The 17753-nt window shown below is 68.5% G+C and carries 13 protein-coding genes and 1 riboswitch; of the genes, 8 read left to right on the top strand and 5 right to left on the bottom strand.

Annotated elements, in window-relative coordinates:
* Positions 1-5 precede the first annotated feature (5 nt).
* The 5 genes from ACOCEP_RS25580 to ACOCEP_RS25560 form a co-directional block, all read right to left on the bottom strand.
* Positions 6-1604, bottom strand: coding sequence for an acyl-CoA carboxylase subunit beta (locus ACOCEP_RS25580; protein WP_046199778.1), 1599 nt, complete (start codon positions 1602-1604; stop codon positions 6-8).
* Positions 1601-2749, bottom strand: a complete 1149-nt coding sequence (locus ACOCEP_RS25575) for an acyl-CoA dehydrogenase family protein (protein ID WP_482331516.1) — start codon at positions 2747-2749, stop codon at positions 1601-1603. Before ACOCEP_RS25575 ends, ACOCEP_RS25580 begins: the two co-directional genes overlap by 4 nt.
* The gene (locus tag ACOCEP_RS25570) at positions 2746-4443 is read right to left on the bottom strand and encodes an acyclic terpene utilization AtuA family protein (protein ID WP_482331515.1); all 1698 of its coding nucleotides are present in this window, start codon (positions 4441-4443) and stop codon (positions 2746-2748) included. Before ACOCEP_RS25570 ends, ACOCEP_RS25575 begins: the two co-directional genes overlap by 4 nt.
* A complete protein-coding gene (locus ACOCEP_RS25565; RefSeq protein WP_482331514.1) occupies positions 4440-5234 on the bottom strand; it encodes a TIGR03084 family metal-binding protein in 795 nt (264 codons plus the stop codon). The genes ACOCEP_RS25570 and ACOCEP_RS25565 overlap by 4 nt, the downstream gene beginning before the upstream one ends.
* A 404-nt stretch (positions 5235-5638) precedes the next feature.
* Positions 5639-6499: an NAD(P)-dependent oxidoreductase gene (locus ACOCEP_RS25560; RefSeq protein WP_482331513.1), complete on the bottom strand. Its 861-nt coding sequence runs from the start codon at positions 6497-6499 to the stop codon at positions 5639-5641.
* Between the two features lie 50 nt (positions 6500-6549).
* On the opposite strand from ACOCEP_RS25560, the gene ACOCEP_RS25555 reads away from it, so the two are divergent.
* From ACOCEP_RS25555 to ACOCEP_RS25520, 8 genes are all read left to right on the top strand, one after another.
* Positions 6550-6942 carry a MerR family transcriptional regulator gene (locus ACOCEP_RS25555; RefSeq protein WP_482331512.1) on the top strand — a complete coding sequence of 131 codons (393 nt, stop codon included), beginning with the start codon at positions 6550-6552 and terminating at the stop codon, positions 6940-6942.
* On the top strand, positions 6939-7409 hold the full coding sequence (locus ACOCEP_RS25550) for a tetratricopeptide repeat protein (protein ID WP_482331511.1): 471 nt from the start codon (positions 6939-6941) through the stop codon (positions 7407-7409). The genes ACOCEP_RS25555 and ACOCEP_RS25550 overlap by 4 nt, the downstream gene beginning before the upstream one ends.
* A 41-nt stretch (positions 7410-7450) precedes the next feature.
* Complete coding sequence (locus ACOCEP_RS25545) at positions 7451-8290, top strand: enoyl-CoA hydratase-related protein (RefSeq protein WP_482331510.1); 840 nt, start codon at positions 7451-7453, stop codon at positions 8288-8290.
* A complete protein-coding gene (locus tag ACOCEP_RS25540; RefSeq protein WP_482339822.1) occupies positions 8287-8895 on the top strand; it encodes an acetoacetate decarboxylase family protein in 609 nt (202 codons plus the stop codon). The genes ACOCEP_RS25545 and ACOCEP_RS25540 overlap by 4 nt, the downstream gene beginning before the upstream one ends.
* Before the next feature lie 223 nt (positions 8896-9118).
* Positions 9119-12109 carry a ribonucleoside-diphosphate reductase subunit alpha gene (locus ACOCEP_RS25535; protein ID WP_482331509.1) on the top strand — a complete coding sequence of 997 codons (2991 nt, stop codon included), beginning with the start codon at positions 9119-9121 and terminating at the stop codon, positions 12107-12109.
* Between the two features lie 70 nt (positions 12110-12179).
* Positions 12180-13256, top strand: a complete 1077-nt coding sequence (locus ACOCEP_RS25530) for a ribonucleotide-diphosphate reductase subunit beta (RefSeq protein WP_482331508.1) — start codon at positions 12180-12182, stop codon at positions 13254-13256.
* A 277-nt stretch (positions 13257-13533) separates the two neighbouring features.
* Positions 13534-13755, top strand: a riboswitch (cobalamin riboswitch).
* A gap of 99 nt (positions 13756-13854) precedes the next feature.
* On the top strand, positions 13855-16128 hold the full coding sequence (metE, locus tag ACOCEP_RS25525) for a 5-methyltetrahydropteroyltriglutamate--homocysteine S-methyltransferase (RefSeq protein ID WP_482331507.1): 2274 nt from the start codon (positions 13855-13857) through the stop codon (positions 16126-16128).
* A 137-nt stretch (positions 16129-16265) separates the two neighbouring features.
* Complete coding sequence (locus tag ACOCEP_RS25520; RefSeq protein ID WP_482331505.1) at positions 16266-17711, top strand: cytochrome P450; 1446 nt, start codon at positions 16266-16268, stop codon at positions 17709-17711.
* Positions 17712-17753: the final 42 nt, after the last annotated feature.

Genomic DNA, 17753 nt, shown 5'->3' with positions numbered 1-17753 from the left:
GCCGCTCACATCCTGAAGACGCCGAAGCCTTCGGCGCCCTTCACTGGTCCATTGTGGATCACGGACAGGCTGAGCCCGAGCACCGTGCGGGTGTCTCGGGGATCGATGATCCCGTCGTCGTAGAGCATCCCGGAGAGGAACATCGGCATCGACTCGGCTTCGATCTGGCCCTCCACCATGGCACGCATGGCGGCGTCGTGCTCCTCGTTGTACTCCTGCCCGCGCGACGCGGCGGCGGCACGGGCCACGATGGACAGCACACCCGCCAGCTGCTGCGGGCCCATGACCGCGGATTTCGCACTGGGCCAAGCGAACAGGAACCGGGGATCGTAGGCGCGCCCGCACATCCCGTAGTGCCCGGCGCCGTACGAGGCGCCCATGAGCACCGAAAGATGCGGCACCTTCGAGTTCGACACGGCGTTGATCATCATCGCGCCGTGTTTGATGATGCCGCTCTGCTCGTATTCCTTGCCGACCATGTAGCCGGTGGTGTTGTGCAGGAAGACCAGCGGCGTGTCGATCTGGTTGGCGAGCTGGATGAACTGCGCGGCCTTCTGCGATTCTTCGCCGAACAGCACACCTTGGGCGTTGGCGAGGATGCCGACCGGGTAACCGTGGATACTCGCCCATCCGGTGGCGAGGCTGCTGCCGTACAAGGGTTTGAACTCGTCGAAGTCCGAACCATCGGCGACCCTGGCGATCACCTCGCGCGGGTCGAACGGCACCTTGAGATCGGTGGGCACGATGCCGAGCAGGTCTTCGGCGGAGTACAGCGGCTCGGCGTAGTCCGGCTTCGGCGTCGGACCCTGTTTGGTCCAGTTGAGCCGTTTGACGATGCTACGCCCGAGGCGGATCGCGTCCTCTTCGTCCGCTGCGAGATAGTCGGCGAGACCCGAGGTGCGGGCGTGCATTTCGGCGCCGCCGAGCGATTCGTCGTCGGACTCCTCGCCGGTGGCCATCTTCACCAGCGGCGGGCCGCCGAGGAACACCTTCGCCCGTTCCTTGACCATCACGACGTAGTCCGACATGCCGGGCAGGTACGCGCCGCCCGCGGTCGAGTTGCCGAACACCAGCGCGATCGTGGGCACCTTCGCCGCCGAAGACCGCGTGAGGTCACGGAAGATCCGGCCGCCGGGGATGAAGATCTCCTTCTGCGTCGGCAGATCCGCCCCGCCGGACTCGACGAGGTTGATCACCGGCAGCCGGTTCTGCGCGGCGATGTCCGCGGCGCGGTAGCTCTTCTTGGCCGTCCACGGGTTGCTCGCCCCGCCTTTGACCGTCGGGTCGCTGGCGGAGATCATGCATTCGACGCCTTCGACCACGCCGATGCCGGTGATCACACTGGCGCCGACCTGGTAGTCCGAACCCCAGGCCGCCAGCGGCGACAGTTCCAGGAACGGCGAGTCCTCGTCGAGGAGCAGCTCGATCCGCTCGCGGGCCAGCAGCTTGCCGCGTTTGCGGTGCCGGGCGACGTACTTCTCACCGCCGCCCGCGATCGCCTTGGCGTGCTCGCCGTCGATCTCGGCGAGTTTGCCGAGCATGGACTCGCGATTCTCCGCGAACTCCTCGCTCCGCGTGTCCACTGTGGACCGTATCGTGCTCATGCGGTGTATCCCAATCGCTTCGCGGCCAAGCCGGTGAGGATCTCGTTGGTCCCGCCGCCGATGCCGAGGATGCGCACGTCACGGTAGTGACGCTCCACTTCGGACTCCCGCATGTAGCCGAGTCCGCCGTGCAGCTGCACGGCCTCGTTGACCACCCATTCGGCGGTCTCGACGGCGGTGTTCTTCGCGAAACAGGCTTCGGCGATGACCTCTTCGCCCGCGACGTGCCGCTGGGCCACCTGACGGGTGTAGGTGCGGGCGACGTCGATCTTGCGGGCCATCTCGGTGAGCTTGTGCTGCACCAGCTGACGGGAGATCAGCGGACGGCCGAAGGTCTCGCGCAGGCGGCACCAGTCCAGCGTCAGGTCCAGAGCTCGCTGCGCGTGCGCGTAGCCCTGCACGGCCAGCGAGACCCGTTCGGTGACGAACTGCGTGGCGACCTGCGCGAATCCGCTGTTCTCGGCGCCGATCAGGTTCTCCGCCGGCACGCGGGCGTCCACATAGGACAGCTCGGCGGTGTCCGAGCAGAGCCAGCCCATCTTCTCCAGCTTGCGGGAGACGGTGAAGCCCGGCGTGCCGCGTTCGACCACGATGAGCGAGATCCCGTGGGCGCCGGCTTCCCCGGTGCGGACCACGGTGGTCACGAAGTCGGCGCGGCAGCCCGAGGTGATGAAGGTCTTGGCGCCGTTGATGACGTACTCGTCGCCCTCTCGCACCGCGGTGGTGCGGATCCCGGCGACGTCGGAGCCGCCGTCGGGTTCGGTGACCGCGAGCGAGCCGATCTTGGCGCCTTCCAGCGTCGGCCTGACCCAGCGCTCGATCTGCACCGGATCCCCGGCCGCCGCGATATGCGGGACGGCGATACCGCAGGTGAACAGCGAGGCGAACAGGCCACCGGAACCGCCCGCGTAGTGCAGTTCCTCGGCGATGACGACTGCGTCGAGGTAGTCGCCGCCCCCACCGCCGACCTCTTCCGGGAAGCCGACGCCGAGCAGCCCGAGCTCCCCGGCCTTGCGGTGCAGGTCGCGGGGCAACTCGCCCTCGCGCTCCCACTCGTCGAGGTACGGCAGGATCTCGGTTTCGGCGAACCGCCGGACGGTCTTGCGCAGTTCGGCGCGTTCCGGCGTGGCGAAGGGGTCGGTCACAGGAGGGCCTCCGGGATGTCGATCTCGCGGGAGCGCAGCCATTCCCCGAGCGCCTTCGCCTGCGGGTCGAACCGCGCCTGCGACGCGACGCCCTCGCCGAGGATGCCTTCGACGACGAAGTTGACCGCCCGCAGGTTCGGCAGCAGATGCCGCCGGACCTCGAGGTCCGCGGTCTCCGGGAGCAGCAGTTTGAACTCGGTGACGGTCAGCCGGTGCGCGAGCCAGCGCCACGCCTCGTCGGAACGTGCCCAGACGCCGACGTTCGCGTTGCCGCCCTTGTCGCCACTGCGGGCACCGACCACCCTGCCCAGCGCCGCGCGGCGGACCTGGGCCTGCGTGAACGGCGCGGGCAGGGCGGATTCGTCCACTTCGGACAGAGGAAGGGTCTCGACGGCGGGCGCGATGTCGCGGCGCGTTCCGTCCGGCAGGACGGCGACGTGCGGTACCTCTTTCGCTTCAACGAAAGCGGCGCGATAAACGCCGTAGGGCGAGGCGGCCGCGGGCGGCGCGGTGACGTGGAAGCCCGGGTAGCTCGCCAGCGCGAGCTCGATCGCCGCGCCGCTGAACGCGCGCCCCGCGACCTCCGGATCGGCGTCCTTCACCGCGACGTGCAGCAACGCGCTCGCCTGCTGCTCGGTTTCGGCGTCGGGCCGATCGGTGCGGGCCAGGGTCCACCGGACGTCGGCGGGCGGCCGGGCCTTGAGCGCGCCTTCGAGTTGTTCCTTGACCAGAGCGGCTTTCGCCTCGATGTCGAGCCCGGTGAGGACGAACGTCGTCTCGTTGCGGAAACCGCCGAGCCCGTTCAGGCAGACCTTGAGCGTCGGAGGCGGCGGCTCACCGGTGACGCCGCTGATCCGGACGCGGTCCGGGCCGTCCTCGGTGAGGGTCAGCGTGTCGAACCGCGTCGTGACGTCCGGCCCGGCGTAACGGGCGCCGGTGATCTCGTAGAGCAGTTGCGCGGTAACGGTTCCGGTGTTCACGACACCGCCGGTGCCGGGGTGTTTCGTGATCACGCTGGAGCCGTCGGCGGAGATCTCGGCGATCGGGAACCCCGGGACGCCGATCTCGTGCTCAGTGAAGAAGGCGTAGTTGCCGCCGGTGGCCTGTGTGCCGCATTCGATCACGTGCCCGGCCGCGACCGCGCCCGCCAGCGCGTCGTAGTCGTCGCGGGCCCAGCCGAAATGCGCGGCGGCCGGGCCGACGATCACCGACGCGTCGGTGACCCGGCCGGTCACCACGATGTCGGCGCCCGCGTTCAGGCATTCCGCGATCCCCCACGCGCCGAGATAGGCGTTGGCGGTCAAGGTCTTGCCGAAGCCGAGCTCTTCCGCGCGCTGGATCAGGTCGTCGCCCTCGACGTGCGCGATCGCGACGTCGACGTCGAGCTTCGCGGCCAGTTCCCGAAGGGCGTCCGCGAGCCCGGCGGGGTTGAGCCCGCCCGCGTTCGCGACGATCTTGACGCCTTTTTCCTTGGCCAGCGCGAGATTCTGTTCCATCTGGCGCAGGAAGGTCTTGGCGTACCCGCGGTTCGGGTCTTTCATCCGGTCGCGGCCGAGGATGAGCATGGTCAGCTCGGCCAGGTAGTCGCCGGTCAGCACGTCGAGCGGGCCGCCGGTGAGCATCTCGTGGACCGCGGAGAACCGGTCGCCATAGAACCCGGACGCGTTGCCGATCCTGATCGGAGCCGGGGTCACGCGAACTGCCCCGGTTTGCGCCCGGCGCCGGGAGGCCCGGCGAAGGCCTGCGCGATCCCGAGCCATTCCTCGACGTCCTCGCCGGTGGCGACCAGGTCGGTGTCGGCGGGATGACGGCGCTGGGTGATCACGAGGCAGAAGTCGGCCGCGCTGCCGGTGAGCCGCTGCGCGGCGTCCTCGGGCCCGAACGCCCAGGTGGTGCCGTCGGGCGCGGTCAACTCGACGCGGAACTCCTCGGTGGGCGGGGCGAGCGAGTTGAGCTTGTAGGCGAAGTCGCGGGTGCGGGTGCCGAACCGGGCGATATGCCAGATCCGGGCGGTGTTCTCCCGTTCGAGGCCGAGCGCGTCATAGATGTCCTGACCGTGCGCCCACGTCTCCATGAGGCGCGCCGTCACCATGGACGCGGCGCTCATCGGCGGGCCGTACCAGGGGATCTTCTGCCCGTCGGGCACCGCGGCGAGCGCTTCGGCGAGCTCCGCGCGACCGGCGCGCCACTCCTCCAGCAGCTCGCGGGGCGACGCCTTCGCGCCTTCTGCCGCGCCGTCGTCGACGTAGGACTCGCCCGTCGCGAGGAGCCCTTCGATCTCGGCTTGCCACTCGGCCTCGGATCCGCGCGCCGCGATCAGCGCCTTCTTGTCCGTCCAGGCCAGATGAGCGATCTGATGGGCGATCGTCCAGCCCTCGGCCGGGGTCTTCTTCGCCCAGTCCGACGCCGGCAGCTCCGCCACCACGTCGTCGATGGCCTGCGATTCCGCCGCGAGATCCCCAAGGATCACGCCAAGGTCAGCCATGCCCGCCTCCTCGCGTCTCCCTCAGGCTGGCACCCCGGGCCGGAAAAATCAAGCACGCCTGATTGTTTTCTCGGGCCATGGCACTCCCTGTGTGGATTCCGGTGCGTCAGATGACCTGAAATCCACACGGTCCGGCCTCGCGGCCGGAACCGAGTGAGGGTGTGTGGGAATAGGGACACTCAACGTCCCTATTCCCACACACCCCTCACCCAATGTCACCCGTCCGAAGGGACGATCCGGTCCAGCCGCGAGCACAAGGACGCTTGATCGTGTCCTCGGCCGAACCTTCACGGACAGCGGGGACCAGTCCGGCGACCCCAATGTGGCATTGGAGACGCTCAGTGTCCCCAATGCCACATTGGGGACACTGAATCCTCACGGACATCACGGACAGCGTGGACAGCTCAGCTCCCCGGCCGCTCGAACTCCCGGATCAGCACCGGGTACTGCTCACCCCCGTGCCCGGCGGCGATCGCGCGGTCGGCCATCGCCTTGATCAGCTTCGGCAGTTCGGCGTTCACGCCCAGCCCCTCGCTCTCCTCGACCATGTGCGCCATCGCACGCGCGTCGGTCTCCAGCGCCGACACCTCGGCGGGGAAGGAACCCTTGTCGATCTGCTCCGCGTAGCCGGGCAGCCAGTCCGCCACCCCGGCGGCGATCTGCCGCGCGAACGGCGCGTACGTCGCGGCGTCGACACCGGCCGTCTTGAGCATCGCGGTGCCCTGGAGCCACGCGTTCAGGACGCTCCACATCATCGTCAGCCCGGCGACGTCGTACAGGGAGGCGAGGCCGGGGTCCTCACCGAGATGGCTGATCGTGCCGAGCGCGCCGAGGTCGAAGTCCGGCACTGGTCCGCTCAGCAGGATCACCGCCTCTTCGGTCCCGATCGACGACGGGATGGCCATGATCGCGCCGTCCACGTACCGGGCGCCCCGCTTTTCGGCCCAGACCGCGGTCTCGCGCGCCTGCGCGGAGTCGCCCGAGGTCAGGTTGACCAGTGTCGTGCCCGCCAGCCCGGCGTCCCCGAGCAGTTCGCGCACGGCGGAATAGTCGGTGAGGCACACGATCGTCACGCCGTCCGGGCCGAGCGCGTCGCCGATCGCCGGCGCGAGCCGCGCGCCTTCCGCCACCAGGGAATCCGCCTTGGCGGCCGTCCGGTTCCACACGGTCGTGGGATGCCCCGCCTTCAGGAACGCGCGGGCGAGCGCGGTACCCATGAGACCGAGGCCGACGACCGAAATCGGGGTGTTCTCGTTGTTCGTCATGGCACGATCGTCAACGTTGATACCGGTATGAAGGTCAAGTGGGGAAAGCGATGAAGATCGGTGAACTGAGTCACCGGACGGGCGTCAACGCCCACCAGCTGCGCTACTACGAGGCCCAAGGCCTCCTGGAGGCGAGCCGCGGTTCGAACGGTTACCGCGAATACGACGAGACGGCTTTGCTGCGGGTGCGGCAGATCCGTCACCTGCTCGCCGCCGGCCTCTCGTCCGAGGACATCGCGTACCTGCTCCCCTGCGCGATCGGCGAGGAGCCCGAGCTGATCGGCTGCCCCGAACTGCTGGCCGCGATGCACGAGCGGCTCGCCCGCGTGGACGAGCAGCTGGCCAAGCTGTCCCGGTCGCGCGACGCGCTGGCCGAGTACATCGTCGTGGCCGAGCGGGTCGGCGCCGAGAACTACCCGCCGTTCGACGGCACGGCCGCGTGAACGAGGCGATCCGGCTGCGGGAGCAGGGCACCGCCGAGGCACGCCTGCGGCTCATCGAGCTGGCCGGGAAGAATCCGCGGGACGCCGTGATCGCCTACCAAACCGCGTGGGCGCACGATTCGGCCGGGCTGGAAGCCGAAGCCGCCCCGTTCTACGAGCAGGCGCTCGCGGGCGAAGGTCTGTCCACAGAGGACAGGCATGGGGTGTTCGTCGGGCTCGGCAGCACGTATCGCGTCCTCGGCCGGTACGACGAGTCGCTCGCGACGCTGCGGCGCGGCCTCGCCGAGTTCCCGGACGACGCGGCGCTCAGGACGTTCCTCGCGATGGCGCTCTACAACGTCGGCGAAGCGCGCGAGGCGGCGGGAACCTTGCTGAAGGTGCTCGCGGCGACCAGCGCGGACGACGGTGTCCAGCGATACCGGCGAGCGGTCGAGTACTACGCGGACCACCTTGACGACGTCGAGTGAGCCTTATTGACACCTTGTCAACGTAGCCTTACTTTCACGTCATGAGCGCGTACGCCGAAATCACCTACGAGGTCGAAGACCGCATCGCGACGGTCACGCTCAACCGGCCCGAGGCCCGCAACGGCTACACCATCCGCATGGCCGACGAACTTGGCGACGCGATGGACCGGGCCGACCGCGACGAAGAGGTCCGCGTGGTGATCCTGACCGGCAACGGCAAGGATTTCTCGGTCGGCGCCGATCTCTCACAGGGCGGTTTCGACTTCGACCCCGAGTCCGGGCCGGACGCGGCGTGGCAGGAGCCGGCGGGACGCTGCTCGAAACGGATCTTCACGATGAACAAGCCGGTGATCGCGGCCCTGCGGGGCGCGGCCGTCGGCGGCGGCGTCACGATCACGCTGTCCTGCGACTACCGGCTCGCGTCCACGGACTCCCGGTTCGGCTTCGTGTTCGTCCGCCGCGGGATCTACCCCGAAGGCGCGTCCGCGTGGTTCCTCCCGCGGCTCGTCGGGATGGGCACGGCACTCGACTGGATGATCAGCGGACGCGTCTTCGACGCCGAAGAGGCGAAGACCGCCGGGCTGGTCCACAGTGTCCACGAGCCCGGAGAAGTGCTCGGCAAGGCCCGCGAACTGGCCACCGAGATCGCCACGACCACGTCGCCGGTGTCGGTCGCCGTGACCCGGCAGCTGCTGTACCGGATGGCGAGCGCGGAGTCGCCGTTCCCGGTGCACGAACTGGACTCCCGGCTGATCGGCGGTCTGGGCTCCAGCCCGGACGCGGTCGAAGGGGTCATGTCCTTCCTGCAGAAACGACCACCGGAGTTCTCCATGCGCGTCGACACCGACCAGCCCGCCTACCTGCCGTGGCTGAACAAGTGACCGCCTATCCCCCGGAACCCTGGAACCTGGCGGGTCAGGCGTATCTCTCGGTCTGGCGCGTCCCGGTGAGCGATCTGCCCGAGCTACCCGGCGGCGGCGAGCCGATCACCCTCGGCGGCCGCGCCCAGGTGTTCACCGCGTGGATCGACTACCAGGAGCCCGGACAGCTCCAGTACCACGAGCTGCTGGCGACCGTCGCGGTCCGCGGCGAACGTCTCTCCAGCTCCATCACCGACATCTGGGTCGACAGCGAGGTCTCGCTCGCCGGCGGGCGGGCACTGTGGGGCATCCCCAAGGATCTCGCCGCGCTCGACTTCGCCCACGGGCGGACCTTCACCGGCTCGGCGGCCACGCACGAAGACTGGATCGCGACGGCGGCTTTCACGCCCCGCCCGAGTCTCCCGGTACGGATGCCCGCGGCCTTCGACGTCGTCCAAATGCTGGACGGTCGTCTCAAAAGGAGCCCCGTCCGGGCGACGGCGCGTCCGCGCCCGGCGGCCGCGGACTGGCGGATCAACGAGTCCGGCCCGTTCGGCTTCCTCGCCGGTCAGCGGCCCGCGCTGAGCGCCTGCCTGCACGATTTCAAGATCGTCTTCGGCGGTTGACCAGCCGCTCAGCGTGATCGGCTAACCCGCCAGGGTGAGCCGACGACACGCCACCCATTGGGGCACGTGCAGCCTCCGACCCCTACATGTAGTCTCTGGGAACCGGCACCGCCCAGCGACGGGGAGACCGCTCGGGAGCGGTGGTCGGACAGCTTTGTGAACGTGCAGCGCACGGCCTTGTGAGGCCTTGTGGTGCTTCAACGCGCCCTTTTGGAGTTGACGAATGTCAGTCGATACCGGTCAGCGGCCACCCTCGTCCTCGGACACCACACCCGCGACCGTGCGGGTCATCCGGCGGGACGGCAGCGTGTCCCCCTTCGACGCGAACAAGATCTCGGTCGCCGTGACCAAGGCCTTCCTCGCCGTCGAGGGCGGTGACGCGGCCGCCTCGTCGCGGATCCACCACCTGGTCAAGGAACTGACCGAGCAGATCGAGACCACCCTGCTCCGCCACGCCGGTCCCGAGACCGCGCTGCACATCGAGCAGATCCAGGACATCGTCGAGCTCGCGCTGATGCGCGGCGAGCACCACAAGGTCGCCCGCGCGTACGTCCTGTACCGCGAGGAGCGCGCGAAGGCCCGCGAGGCCGAGAAGCCCGCTTCGTCCGACGTCGCCATCAGCGTCAAGGCGGCCGACGGCTCGCTCCGCCCGCTCGACTGGGCCCGCGTCTCGCACGTCGTCGGCGAGGCCGTCGCCGGCCTCGAGGACGTTTCGGCCGAGCCGGTGCTGGCCGAGACCAAGCGCAACGTCTACGACGGCATCAGCGCCGACGAACTCGCCCTCGCCCAGATCATGGCCGCGCGCGTGCTCGTCGAGCAGGAGCCGAACTACTCCTACGTCAGTGCCCGGCTGCTCGCGGACAAGCTCCGCGGCGAGGCGCTCAGCTACCTCGCGGGCGTGCCGCAGCAGGCCAGCCAGGACGAGATGACCGCGCGGTACCCGCAGTACTTCCGGGACTACCTCAAGCGCGCCATCGAGCTGGAGCTGGTCAACCCCGAGCTCCAGACCTTCGACCTGGACAAGATCACCGCGGCCATCCACGCCGAGCGTGACCTCGACTTCGGCTTCCTCGGCCTGCAGACCCTGTACGACCGGTACTTCCAGCACCACGACGGCGTCCGTTTCGAGCTGCCGCAGGCGTTCTTCATGCGCGTCGCGATGGGCCTGGCGATCCGCGAGGACGACCGGGAAGCCCGCGCCATCGAATTCTACGAGCTGCTCTCGACGTTCCACTTCATGGCGTCCACCCCGACGCTGTTCAACTCGGGCACCACTCGCCCGCAGCTGTCGTCCTGCTTCCTGACCACCGTGGACGACGACCTGGACTCGATCTTCCAGGCGTACAAGAACAACGCGCTGCTGGCGAAGTACTCGGGCGGCCTCGGCAACGACTGGACCCCGGTCCGCGGCCTCGGCGCGCACATCAAGGGCACCAACGGCCAGTCGCAGGGTGTCGTGCCGTTCCTCAAGATCGCCAACGACACCGCGGTCGCGGTGAACCAGGGCGGCAAGCGCAAGGGCGCGGCCTGCGCGTACCTCGAGACCTGGCACGTGGACATCGAGGAATTCCTCGACCTGCGCAAGAACACCGGTGACGACCGTCGTCGCACGCACGACATGAACACCGCGAACTGGGTGCCGGACGAGTTCCTGCGCCGCGTCGAGGCCGACGCGCAGTGGACCCTGTTCTCGCCGAACGAGACCCCGGACCTGCACGACCTCTACGGCAACGCGTTCGCCGAGCGCTACCGCGAGTACGAGGCCGCCGCCGAGCGTGGTGAGCTGAAGGTGTTCCGCAAGGTCCGCGCGGTCGACCTGTGGCGCCGCATGCTGACCATGCTGTTCGAGACCGGCCACCCGTGGATCACCTTCAAGGACCCGTGCAACCTGCGTTCCCCGCAGCAGCACGTCGGTGTCGTGCACTCGTCCAATCTGTGCACCGAGATCACCCTGAACACCACCACCGACGAGGTCGCGGTCTGCAACCTCGGCTCGGTGAACCTGCTCAAGCACGTCACCCCCGAGGGCCTGGACACCCAGCGCCTCGAGAAGACCGTGCGCACCGCGGTCCGCATGCTCGACAACGTGATCGACATCAACTTCTACACGATCCCGGAAGCGCGCCGCTCCAACCTGCGTCACCGCCCGATCGGGCTCGGCCTGATGGGCTTCCAGGACGCGCTGTTCGAGATCGGTGTCCCGCTGTCCTCGGACGAGGCCGTCCAGTTCGCGGACACGAGCATGGAGCACATCAGCTACTACGCGATCTCGGCCTCGACCGACCTCGCCGAGGAGCGCGGCCAGTACCAGACGTTCGAGGGTTCCTTGTGGAGCAAGGGAATCCTGCCGATCGACTCGATGCAGCTACTGATCGACGCGCGACAGGGTGACGCGCTCGACGTCGACACCTCGTCCACTTTGGACTGGGCGCCGCTGCGCGAGCGGGTCAAGACCGTCGGTATGCGTAACTCCAATGTGATGGCGATCGCGCCGACCGCGACGATCTCCAACATCTGCGGGGTGGGGCAGTCGATCGAGCCGCTGTTCCAGAACCTGTTCGTCAAGTCGAACATGTCCGGCGACTTCACCGTGGTGAACCCGCACCTGGTCCGCTCGCTCAAGGAGCGCGGGCTGTGGGACGAGGTGATGGTCTCGGATCTGAAGTACTTCGACGGCAGCCTCGGCCAGATCGACCGCGTGCCGGACGACCTGAAGGCGCTGTACGCGACCGCGTTCGAGATCGAGTCCAAGTGGCTGGTGGACGCCGGTTCGCGGCGCCAGAAGTGGATCGACCAGGCGCAGTCGCTGAACCTGTACATCGCCGCGCCCAGCGGCCGCAAGCTCGACGAGCTGTACCGCTACGCCTGGCACAAGGGCCTCAAGACCACGTACTACCTGCGGGCGCGGTCCGCGACGCACGTGGAGAAGAGCACCCTGCGCGGCACCGACGGCAAGCTGAACGCGGTCTCGGCCACCCCGGCCCCCGCTTCGCCGAAGCCCGCCGCCGCTCCGGCTCCCGCCGCTTCGCCCGCCCCGTCGGCTTCCGCCGCGGTGCCGCCGTCGCCCGCCGCCGCGGTCCCGGCCGTCCCGGTGACCGCCCCGGCCGCCAAGCCGGAGCCGAAGGAGATGCCGCAGGTCTCGGACGTCGACTTCGTCGCCACCGACGGCGCCGCCTGCCGGATCGACGACCCCGACTGCGAAGCCTGCCAGTAAAAACATCCTCGTGAGTGGTAAGGGCGGTTCTAACCGTCCTTACCACTCACGACGCCCTCTTGGAGCTTTCATGACCACCTTTGACGCTTCCGCCGACGCCACCGGCCTCGGCGAGATCGAAGTCGGCGCCGCCCGCATCAACGTCGACGACAAGCGGATGATCAACGCCCGCGCCGACGTCAACCAGCTGCTGCCGATGAAGTACACCTGGGCGTGGGAGAAGTACCTCGCCGGCTGCAACAACCACTGGATGCCGACCGAGGTCGCCATGCAGGCCGACATCGCGCTGTGGAAGTCGCCCGACGGCCTCACCGAGGACGAGCGCACCATGCTCAAGCGCAACCTCGGCTTCTTCGCCACCGCGGAATCGCTGGTGGCCAACAACATCGTGCTCGCGGTGTACCGGCAGATCACCAACCCCGAATGCCGCCAGTACCTGCTGCGCCAGGCGTTCGAGGAGGCCGTGCACACGCACACCTTCCAGTACATCTGCGAGAGCCTCGGCCTGGTCGAGGGCGAGCTGTTCAACATGTACCGCGAGGTCCCGTCCATTTCGGACAAGGACGCGTGGGCGCTGAAGTACACCCAGAACCTGGAGAACCCGGACTTCGAGACCGGCACCCCGGAAGCCGACCAGAACTTCCTGCGTGACCTCGTCGCGTTCTACGTGATCTTCGAGGGCATGTGGTTCTACACCGGCTTCGCGCAGATCCTCTCGCTCGGCCGCCGGAACAAGATGGTCGGTATCGCCGAGCAGTACCAGTACATCCTGCGCGACGAGTCGATCCACCTGAACTTCGGCATCGACTGCATCAACCAGATCAAGATCGAGAACCCGCACCTGTGGACCGACGAGTTCCAGGCCGAGGTCCGCACCATGCTGACCGAGGCGTGCGAGCTCGAGGTCGCCTACGCCCGCGACACCATGCCTCGCGGCATGCTCGGGCTCTCGGCCGAGCTGATCGAGCAGTACATGCACTTCATCACCGACCGGCGGGCCCAGCAGATCGGCCTCGCGCCGATCTTCGGCGAGACCGAGAACCCGTTCCCGTGGATGTCGGAGGCGATGGACCTCAAGAAGGAGAAGAACTTCTTCGAGACCCGCGTCATCGAGTACCAGTCGGGCGGCGCCCTCGACTGGGACTGACCCCCGAACTCGTAACTCGCGTGTCTGAACACGTAACTCGCGTGATCAGACACGTAACTCGCGTGATTGAACGACGAACTCACGTGACCATATGGACGACACGCCGGGCGGCCTCCGCCCGGCGTGTTCCGTCTCCAGACACGCGAGTTACGCCCCCAATCACGCGAGTTACGCCCCCAAACACGCGAGTTCGCCGTTCAATCACGTGAGTTCGCCGTCTAGTCACGCGTGGCGTCCGGTTCGTCACATGTCCAGCGGGCCACTAGCGCGTCTGAGTACGCTCGACGGTGCTACTGGTTCGCCCGGCCTCCCAGGCCGGTCGAGGTAACAGGGAACCCGGTGCGAATCCGGGACTGCCCCGCAGCGGTATGTGGGAACGAAAGCCGTCACCGTGCGAGACACGGTAAAGCACTGGGCATGGCGTCCCGGGAAGCGACGGCCGGTAGGAGCGAGCGAGTCGCCCACGAGTCCGAAGACCTGCCCGTGGTACGCGCGCCGACGGCGTGCGTGAGTCCGGGCCTCGTGGGATGGGCACGACCGAACGGCGGTCACTCCTGCGCGCTCCGGGCTCTCACGACAAGCTCGCGAGGAGAGAGCTGTGACCGAAATCGGCACGACGGTGCTGGGCTACCCGCGGATCGGACCGGACCGGGAACTCAAGCGTTCGCTCGAACGCTACTGGGCGGGCAAGATCGACGAGGCCGAGCTGCTCGGCACCGGCCGCGCACTGCGCACCCGCGCCTGGCGCGAACTCAAGGACGCGGGGCTGGATTCCGTCCCCTCCAACACGTTCTCCCATTACGACCAGGTGCTCGACACCACCGAGCTGTTCGGAGCGCTGCCGGAGCGCTTCACCACGCTCGGCCTCTCACCGCTCGACACCTACTTCGCCGCCGCGCGCGGCGTGCAGGACGCGCCGGCGATGGAGATGACGAAGTGGTTCGACACGAACTACCACTACATCGTCCCCGAACTCGGCCCGGACACGACGTTCTCGCTCGCCGGCACCAAACCGCTCGACGAGTACCGCGAAGCCCGCGCGATCGGCGTCGAAACCCGGCCGGTGCTGGTCGGCCCGGTGACGTTCCTGCTGCTCGCGAAGCCGTCGGAGACCGCGCCGGAGGGTTTCCGCCCGCTGGAGCTGCTCGACAACCTTCTCGACGGCTACGTCGAACTACTGCGTCGCCTGCACGACGAAGGCGTCGAGTGGGTCCAGTTCGACGAGCCCGCCTTCGCCGCCGACCGCACCGAGCGGGAGCTCAACGCGCTCATCCGCGCCTATCACCGGCTCGCGAAGGAGACCGCGCGGCCCAAGATCCTGGTCGCCGGGTACTTCGGCGGTCTCGGTCGCGGTCTGGGCGTCCTCGCCCGCTCCCCGATCGACGCGGTCGCCGTCGACCTCGTCACCGACGAGTCCTTTGTGGATGCCGTCGCCGCCGAACCCGCCTTGCGGGACAAGGAGGTCCTGGCCGGTGTCGTGGACGGGCGCAACGTCTGGCGTACGGATCCGGCTCGCGCGCTCAGCCGGGCGGCGACCCTGCTGGGCACCGCGCGGTCGGTCAGCGTGTCGACGTCCTGCTCGCTGCTGCACGTGCCCTACGACGTCGAGCGGGAGGACGGGCTTCACCCGCGCCTGAAGGGCTGGCTCGCCTTCGCCAGGCAGAAGGTCGACGAGGTCGTCCTGCTCGGGCGAGCGCTGAAGGAAGAGGGCGTCGACCTCTCCGCCGCCCGTGCCGCGGCCTCGGACCGCACGACGGCCGCCGACTTGGCCGACTCCGGAGTGCGTGCCCGGCTGGAGGCGCTGCGGCCGGAGGACACCGTCCGCTCCCCCTACGCCCGGCGCGCGGCGGCACAGCAGGCCGCGCTGGACCTGCCGCCGTTGCCGAGCACGACGATCGGCTCGTTCCCGCAGACCACCGAAGTCCGCAAGGCGCGCGCCGCGCACAAGGCGGGTTCGCTGGACGACGCGGGCTACGAGGCCGCGATGAAGGCCGAGATCGAGCGCGTCGTCCGGCTTCAGGAGGACCTCGGGCTGGACGTACTGGTGCACGGCGAGCCCGAGCGCAACGACATGGTGCAGTACTTCGCCGAGCGGCTGGCCGGATTCGCGGCCACCGACTTCGGCTGGGTGCAGTCCTACGGTTCGCGGTGCGTCCGGCCGCCGATCCTGTACGGCGACGTCTCGCGTCCGGAGCCGATGACCGTCGAGTGGGCACGCTACGCACAAAGCCTGACCGGCAAACCCGTCAAGGGCATGCTGACCGGTCCGGTGACGATCCTGGCGTGGTCCTTCGTCCGCGACGACCAGCCACTCGGCGAGACCGCCCGCCAGGTGGCGCTGGCCATCCGCGACGAGGTGCACGACCTCCAGGAGGCAGGTATCCGCGTCATCCAGGTGGACGAGCCGGCACTGCGGGAGCTGCTCCCCCTGCGCGCGGCGGCGCATGAGGCGTACTTCGCGTGGGCCGTTTCGTCGTTCCGCCTCGCGACGTCCGGGATCGACGACGCGACGCAGATCCACACGCATATGTGCTACTCGGAATTCGGCGACGTGGTCAAGGCGATCGACGCGCTCGACGCCGACGTCACCAGCATCGAGGCCGCGCGATCGAAGATGGAGGTCGTCACCGACCTCGGCGCGGCGGGCTTCGGCCGCGGCGTCGGGCCGGGTGTCTACGACATCCACTCGCCGCGCGTCCCCGACGTGGACGAGGTCAGCGGGCTGCTGCGGACCGCCGTCGGCGCCGTGCCCGCCGAGCGGATCTGGGTCAACCCGGACTGCGGCCTGAAGACCCGCGGATACGCCGAGGTCGAGCCCGCGCTGCGGAACCTCGTCGCGGCCGCCCGCACGGTCCGCTCCGAGCTGGCCTGACGCCGCGTGAAGGCCCCCTTCCCTCGGCTCAGCCGAGGGAAGGGGGCCTTCACGGAACTTCCATCGAGGTATTGTCAGGACGTCAACAAGGGTGCGATGGTGGGCAGGTAGCCGATCTCAGCGGGGAGATGGTCACCATGGCGAACGCCGTCGAAAAGGTCACCGGGGCGCTGCGCGAGCGGGTCCCGCCGCTCACCTCGATCCCCCTGCCACGTTCGGTCGACCAGCGCTGGCTCGGCGCGTCGTGGCCGGTCCGCGAACTCGCGCCCGCGCCACCGGGTCTCAAACCCGTCCTCGGCGACGAGGGTCCACCGGTCATCGGGCACGCGCTGGACTTCATGCGCTTCGGCATCGAGTTCGGGCTGAAACGCTACGAGACCTACGGACCGGTGTCGTGGATGGGCGCGTTCGGGCGCCGCATCGTCGCGCTCACCGGCCCGGAAGCCACCCAGATCGCCTTGGTGAACAAGGACAAGGCCTTCTCCCAGGAGGGCTGGAAGTTCTTCATCGAGCAGTTCTTCGACCGCGGCCTGATGTTGCTCGACTTCGGCGAGCACCACCTGCACCGCCGGATCATGCAGGCGGCGTTCACCCGGCAGCGGCTCACCGGTTACGTCGACCAGATGGGGCCGGCCCTGCGCGAGGGTGTCGCCGCGTGGGCGGACCGGCCGAACCCGCGGATCTACTGGTCCCTCAAGCAACTCACGCTCGACGTCGCGACGCGTGTGTTCATGGGTATGCGGTCCGGCGACGACGCGGCCGCCATCAACCGCGCGTTCGTGAATTCCGTGCGCGCCGGCACGGCCATCGTGCGCTTTCCCGTTCCCGGCGGCCGCTGGGCGGCGGGCCTGCACGGCCGCAAGGTCCTCGAACGCTACTTCTCGGCGAACCTGCCCGCGAAACGGGCGGGCGACGGCGACGACCTCTTCACCGCGCTGTGCCACGCCACCACCGAAGACGGTGACCGCTTCACCGACTCCGACGTCGTCAACCACATGATCTTCCTGATGATGGCCGCGCACGACACCTCGACCATCACCAGCGCCGCCGCCGTCTACCACCTCGCCAAGAACCCGGAGTGGCAGGAACGCGCGCGCCAGGAGTCCCTTTCGCTCGGCGACGACGTGCCGGACATCGAGGCGCTGGAAACCCTGACCACTCTGGACCTGGTGATCAAGGAATCCTTGCGCCTGGTGGCCCCGGTTCCTTCCCTGACAAGGAAGACCGTGAAGGACACCGAGGTCCTCGGTCACTTCATTCCCGAAGGGACACTCGTCGGGGTTTCCCCCACCGTCAACCATTTCTCGCCCGAGCACTGGACCGACCCGATGCGTTTCGACCCGGACCGCTTCGGCGAGGAGCGCCGCGAGGACAAGTCGCATCGCTACGCGTGGATGCCGTTCGGCGGTGGCGCGCACAAGTGCATCGGCCTGCATTTCGGGACGTTCGAAGTGAAGGCGCTGCTGCACGAGATGCTGCGGGCGTATCGGTGGTCGGTGCCGGAGGACTACACCGCGCGCTGGGATTACGTGTCCCTGCCGGTTCCCGCGGACGGCCTGCCGATCCGCCTGCGGCCTCGGTGAAGCCACGCCACGATCGAGTACTCTTGGTAACTTCCGGTCACC

Source organism: Amycolatopsis sp. CA-211722 (assembly GCF_056828465.1).
The sequence above is the reverse complement of the archived record's forward strand: the minus strand, read 5'-3'. Positions and strand labels throughout refer to the sequence as shown.

Bases quoted from the DNA above. Each gene is read 5' to 3' on its own strand.
- ACOCEP_RS25580 (WP_046199778.1), bottom strand. From the start codon at position 1,604: ATGAGCACGATACGGTCCACAGTGGACACGCGGAGCGAGGAGTTCGCG.
- ACOCEP_RS25565 (WP_482331514.1), bottom strand. From the start codon at position 5,234: ATGGCTGACCTTGGCGTGATCCTTGGGGATCTCGCGGCGGAATCGCAG.
- ACOCEP_RS25560 (WP_482331513.1), bottom strand. From the start codon at position 6,499: ATGACGAACAACGAGAACACCCCGATTTCGGTCGTCGGCCTCGGTCTC.
- ACOCEP_RS25555 (WP_482331512.1), top strand. From the start codon at position 6,550: ATGAAGATCGGTGAACTGAGTCACCGGACGGGCGTCAACGCCCACCAG.
- ACOCEP_RS25545 (WP_482331510.1), top strand. From the start codon at position 7,451: ATGAGCGCGTACGCCGAAATCACCTACGAGGTCGAAGACCGCATCGCG.
- ACOCEP_RS25535 (WP_482331509.1), top strand. From the start codon at position 9,119: ATGTCAGTCGATACCGGTCAGCGGCCACCCTCGTCCTCGGACACCACA.
- ACOCEP_RS25530 (WP_482331508.1), top strand. From the start codon at position 12,180: ATGACCACCTTTGACGCTTCCGCCGACGCCACCGGCCTCGGCGAGATC.
- ACOCEP_RS25520 (WP_482331505.1), top strand. From the start codon at position 16,266: ATGGCGAACGCCGTCGAAAAGGTCACCGGGGCGCTGCGCGAGCGGGTC.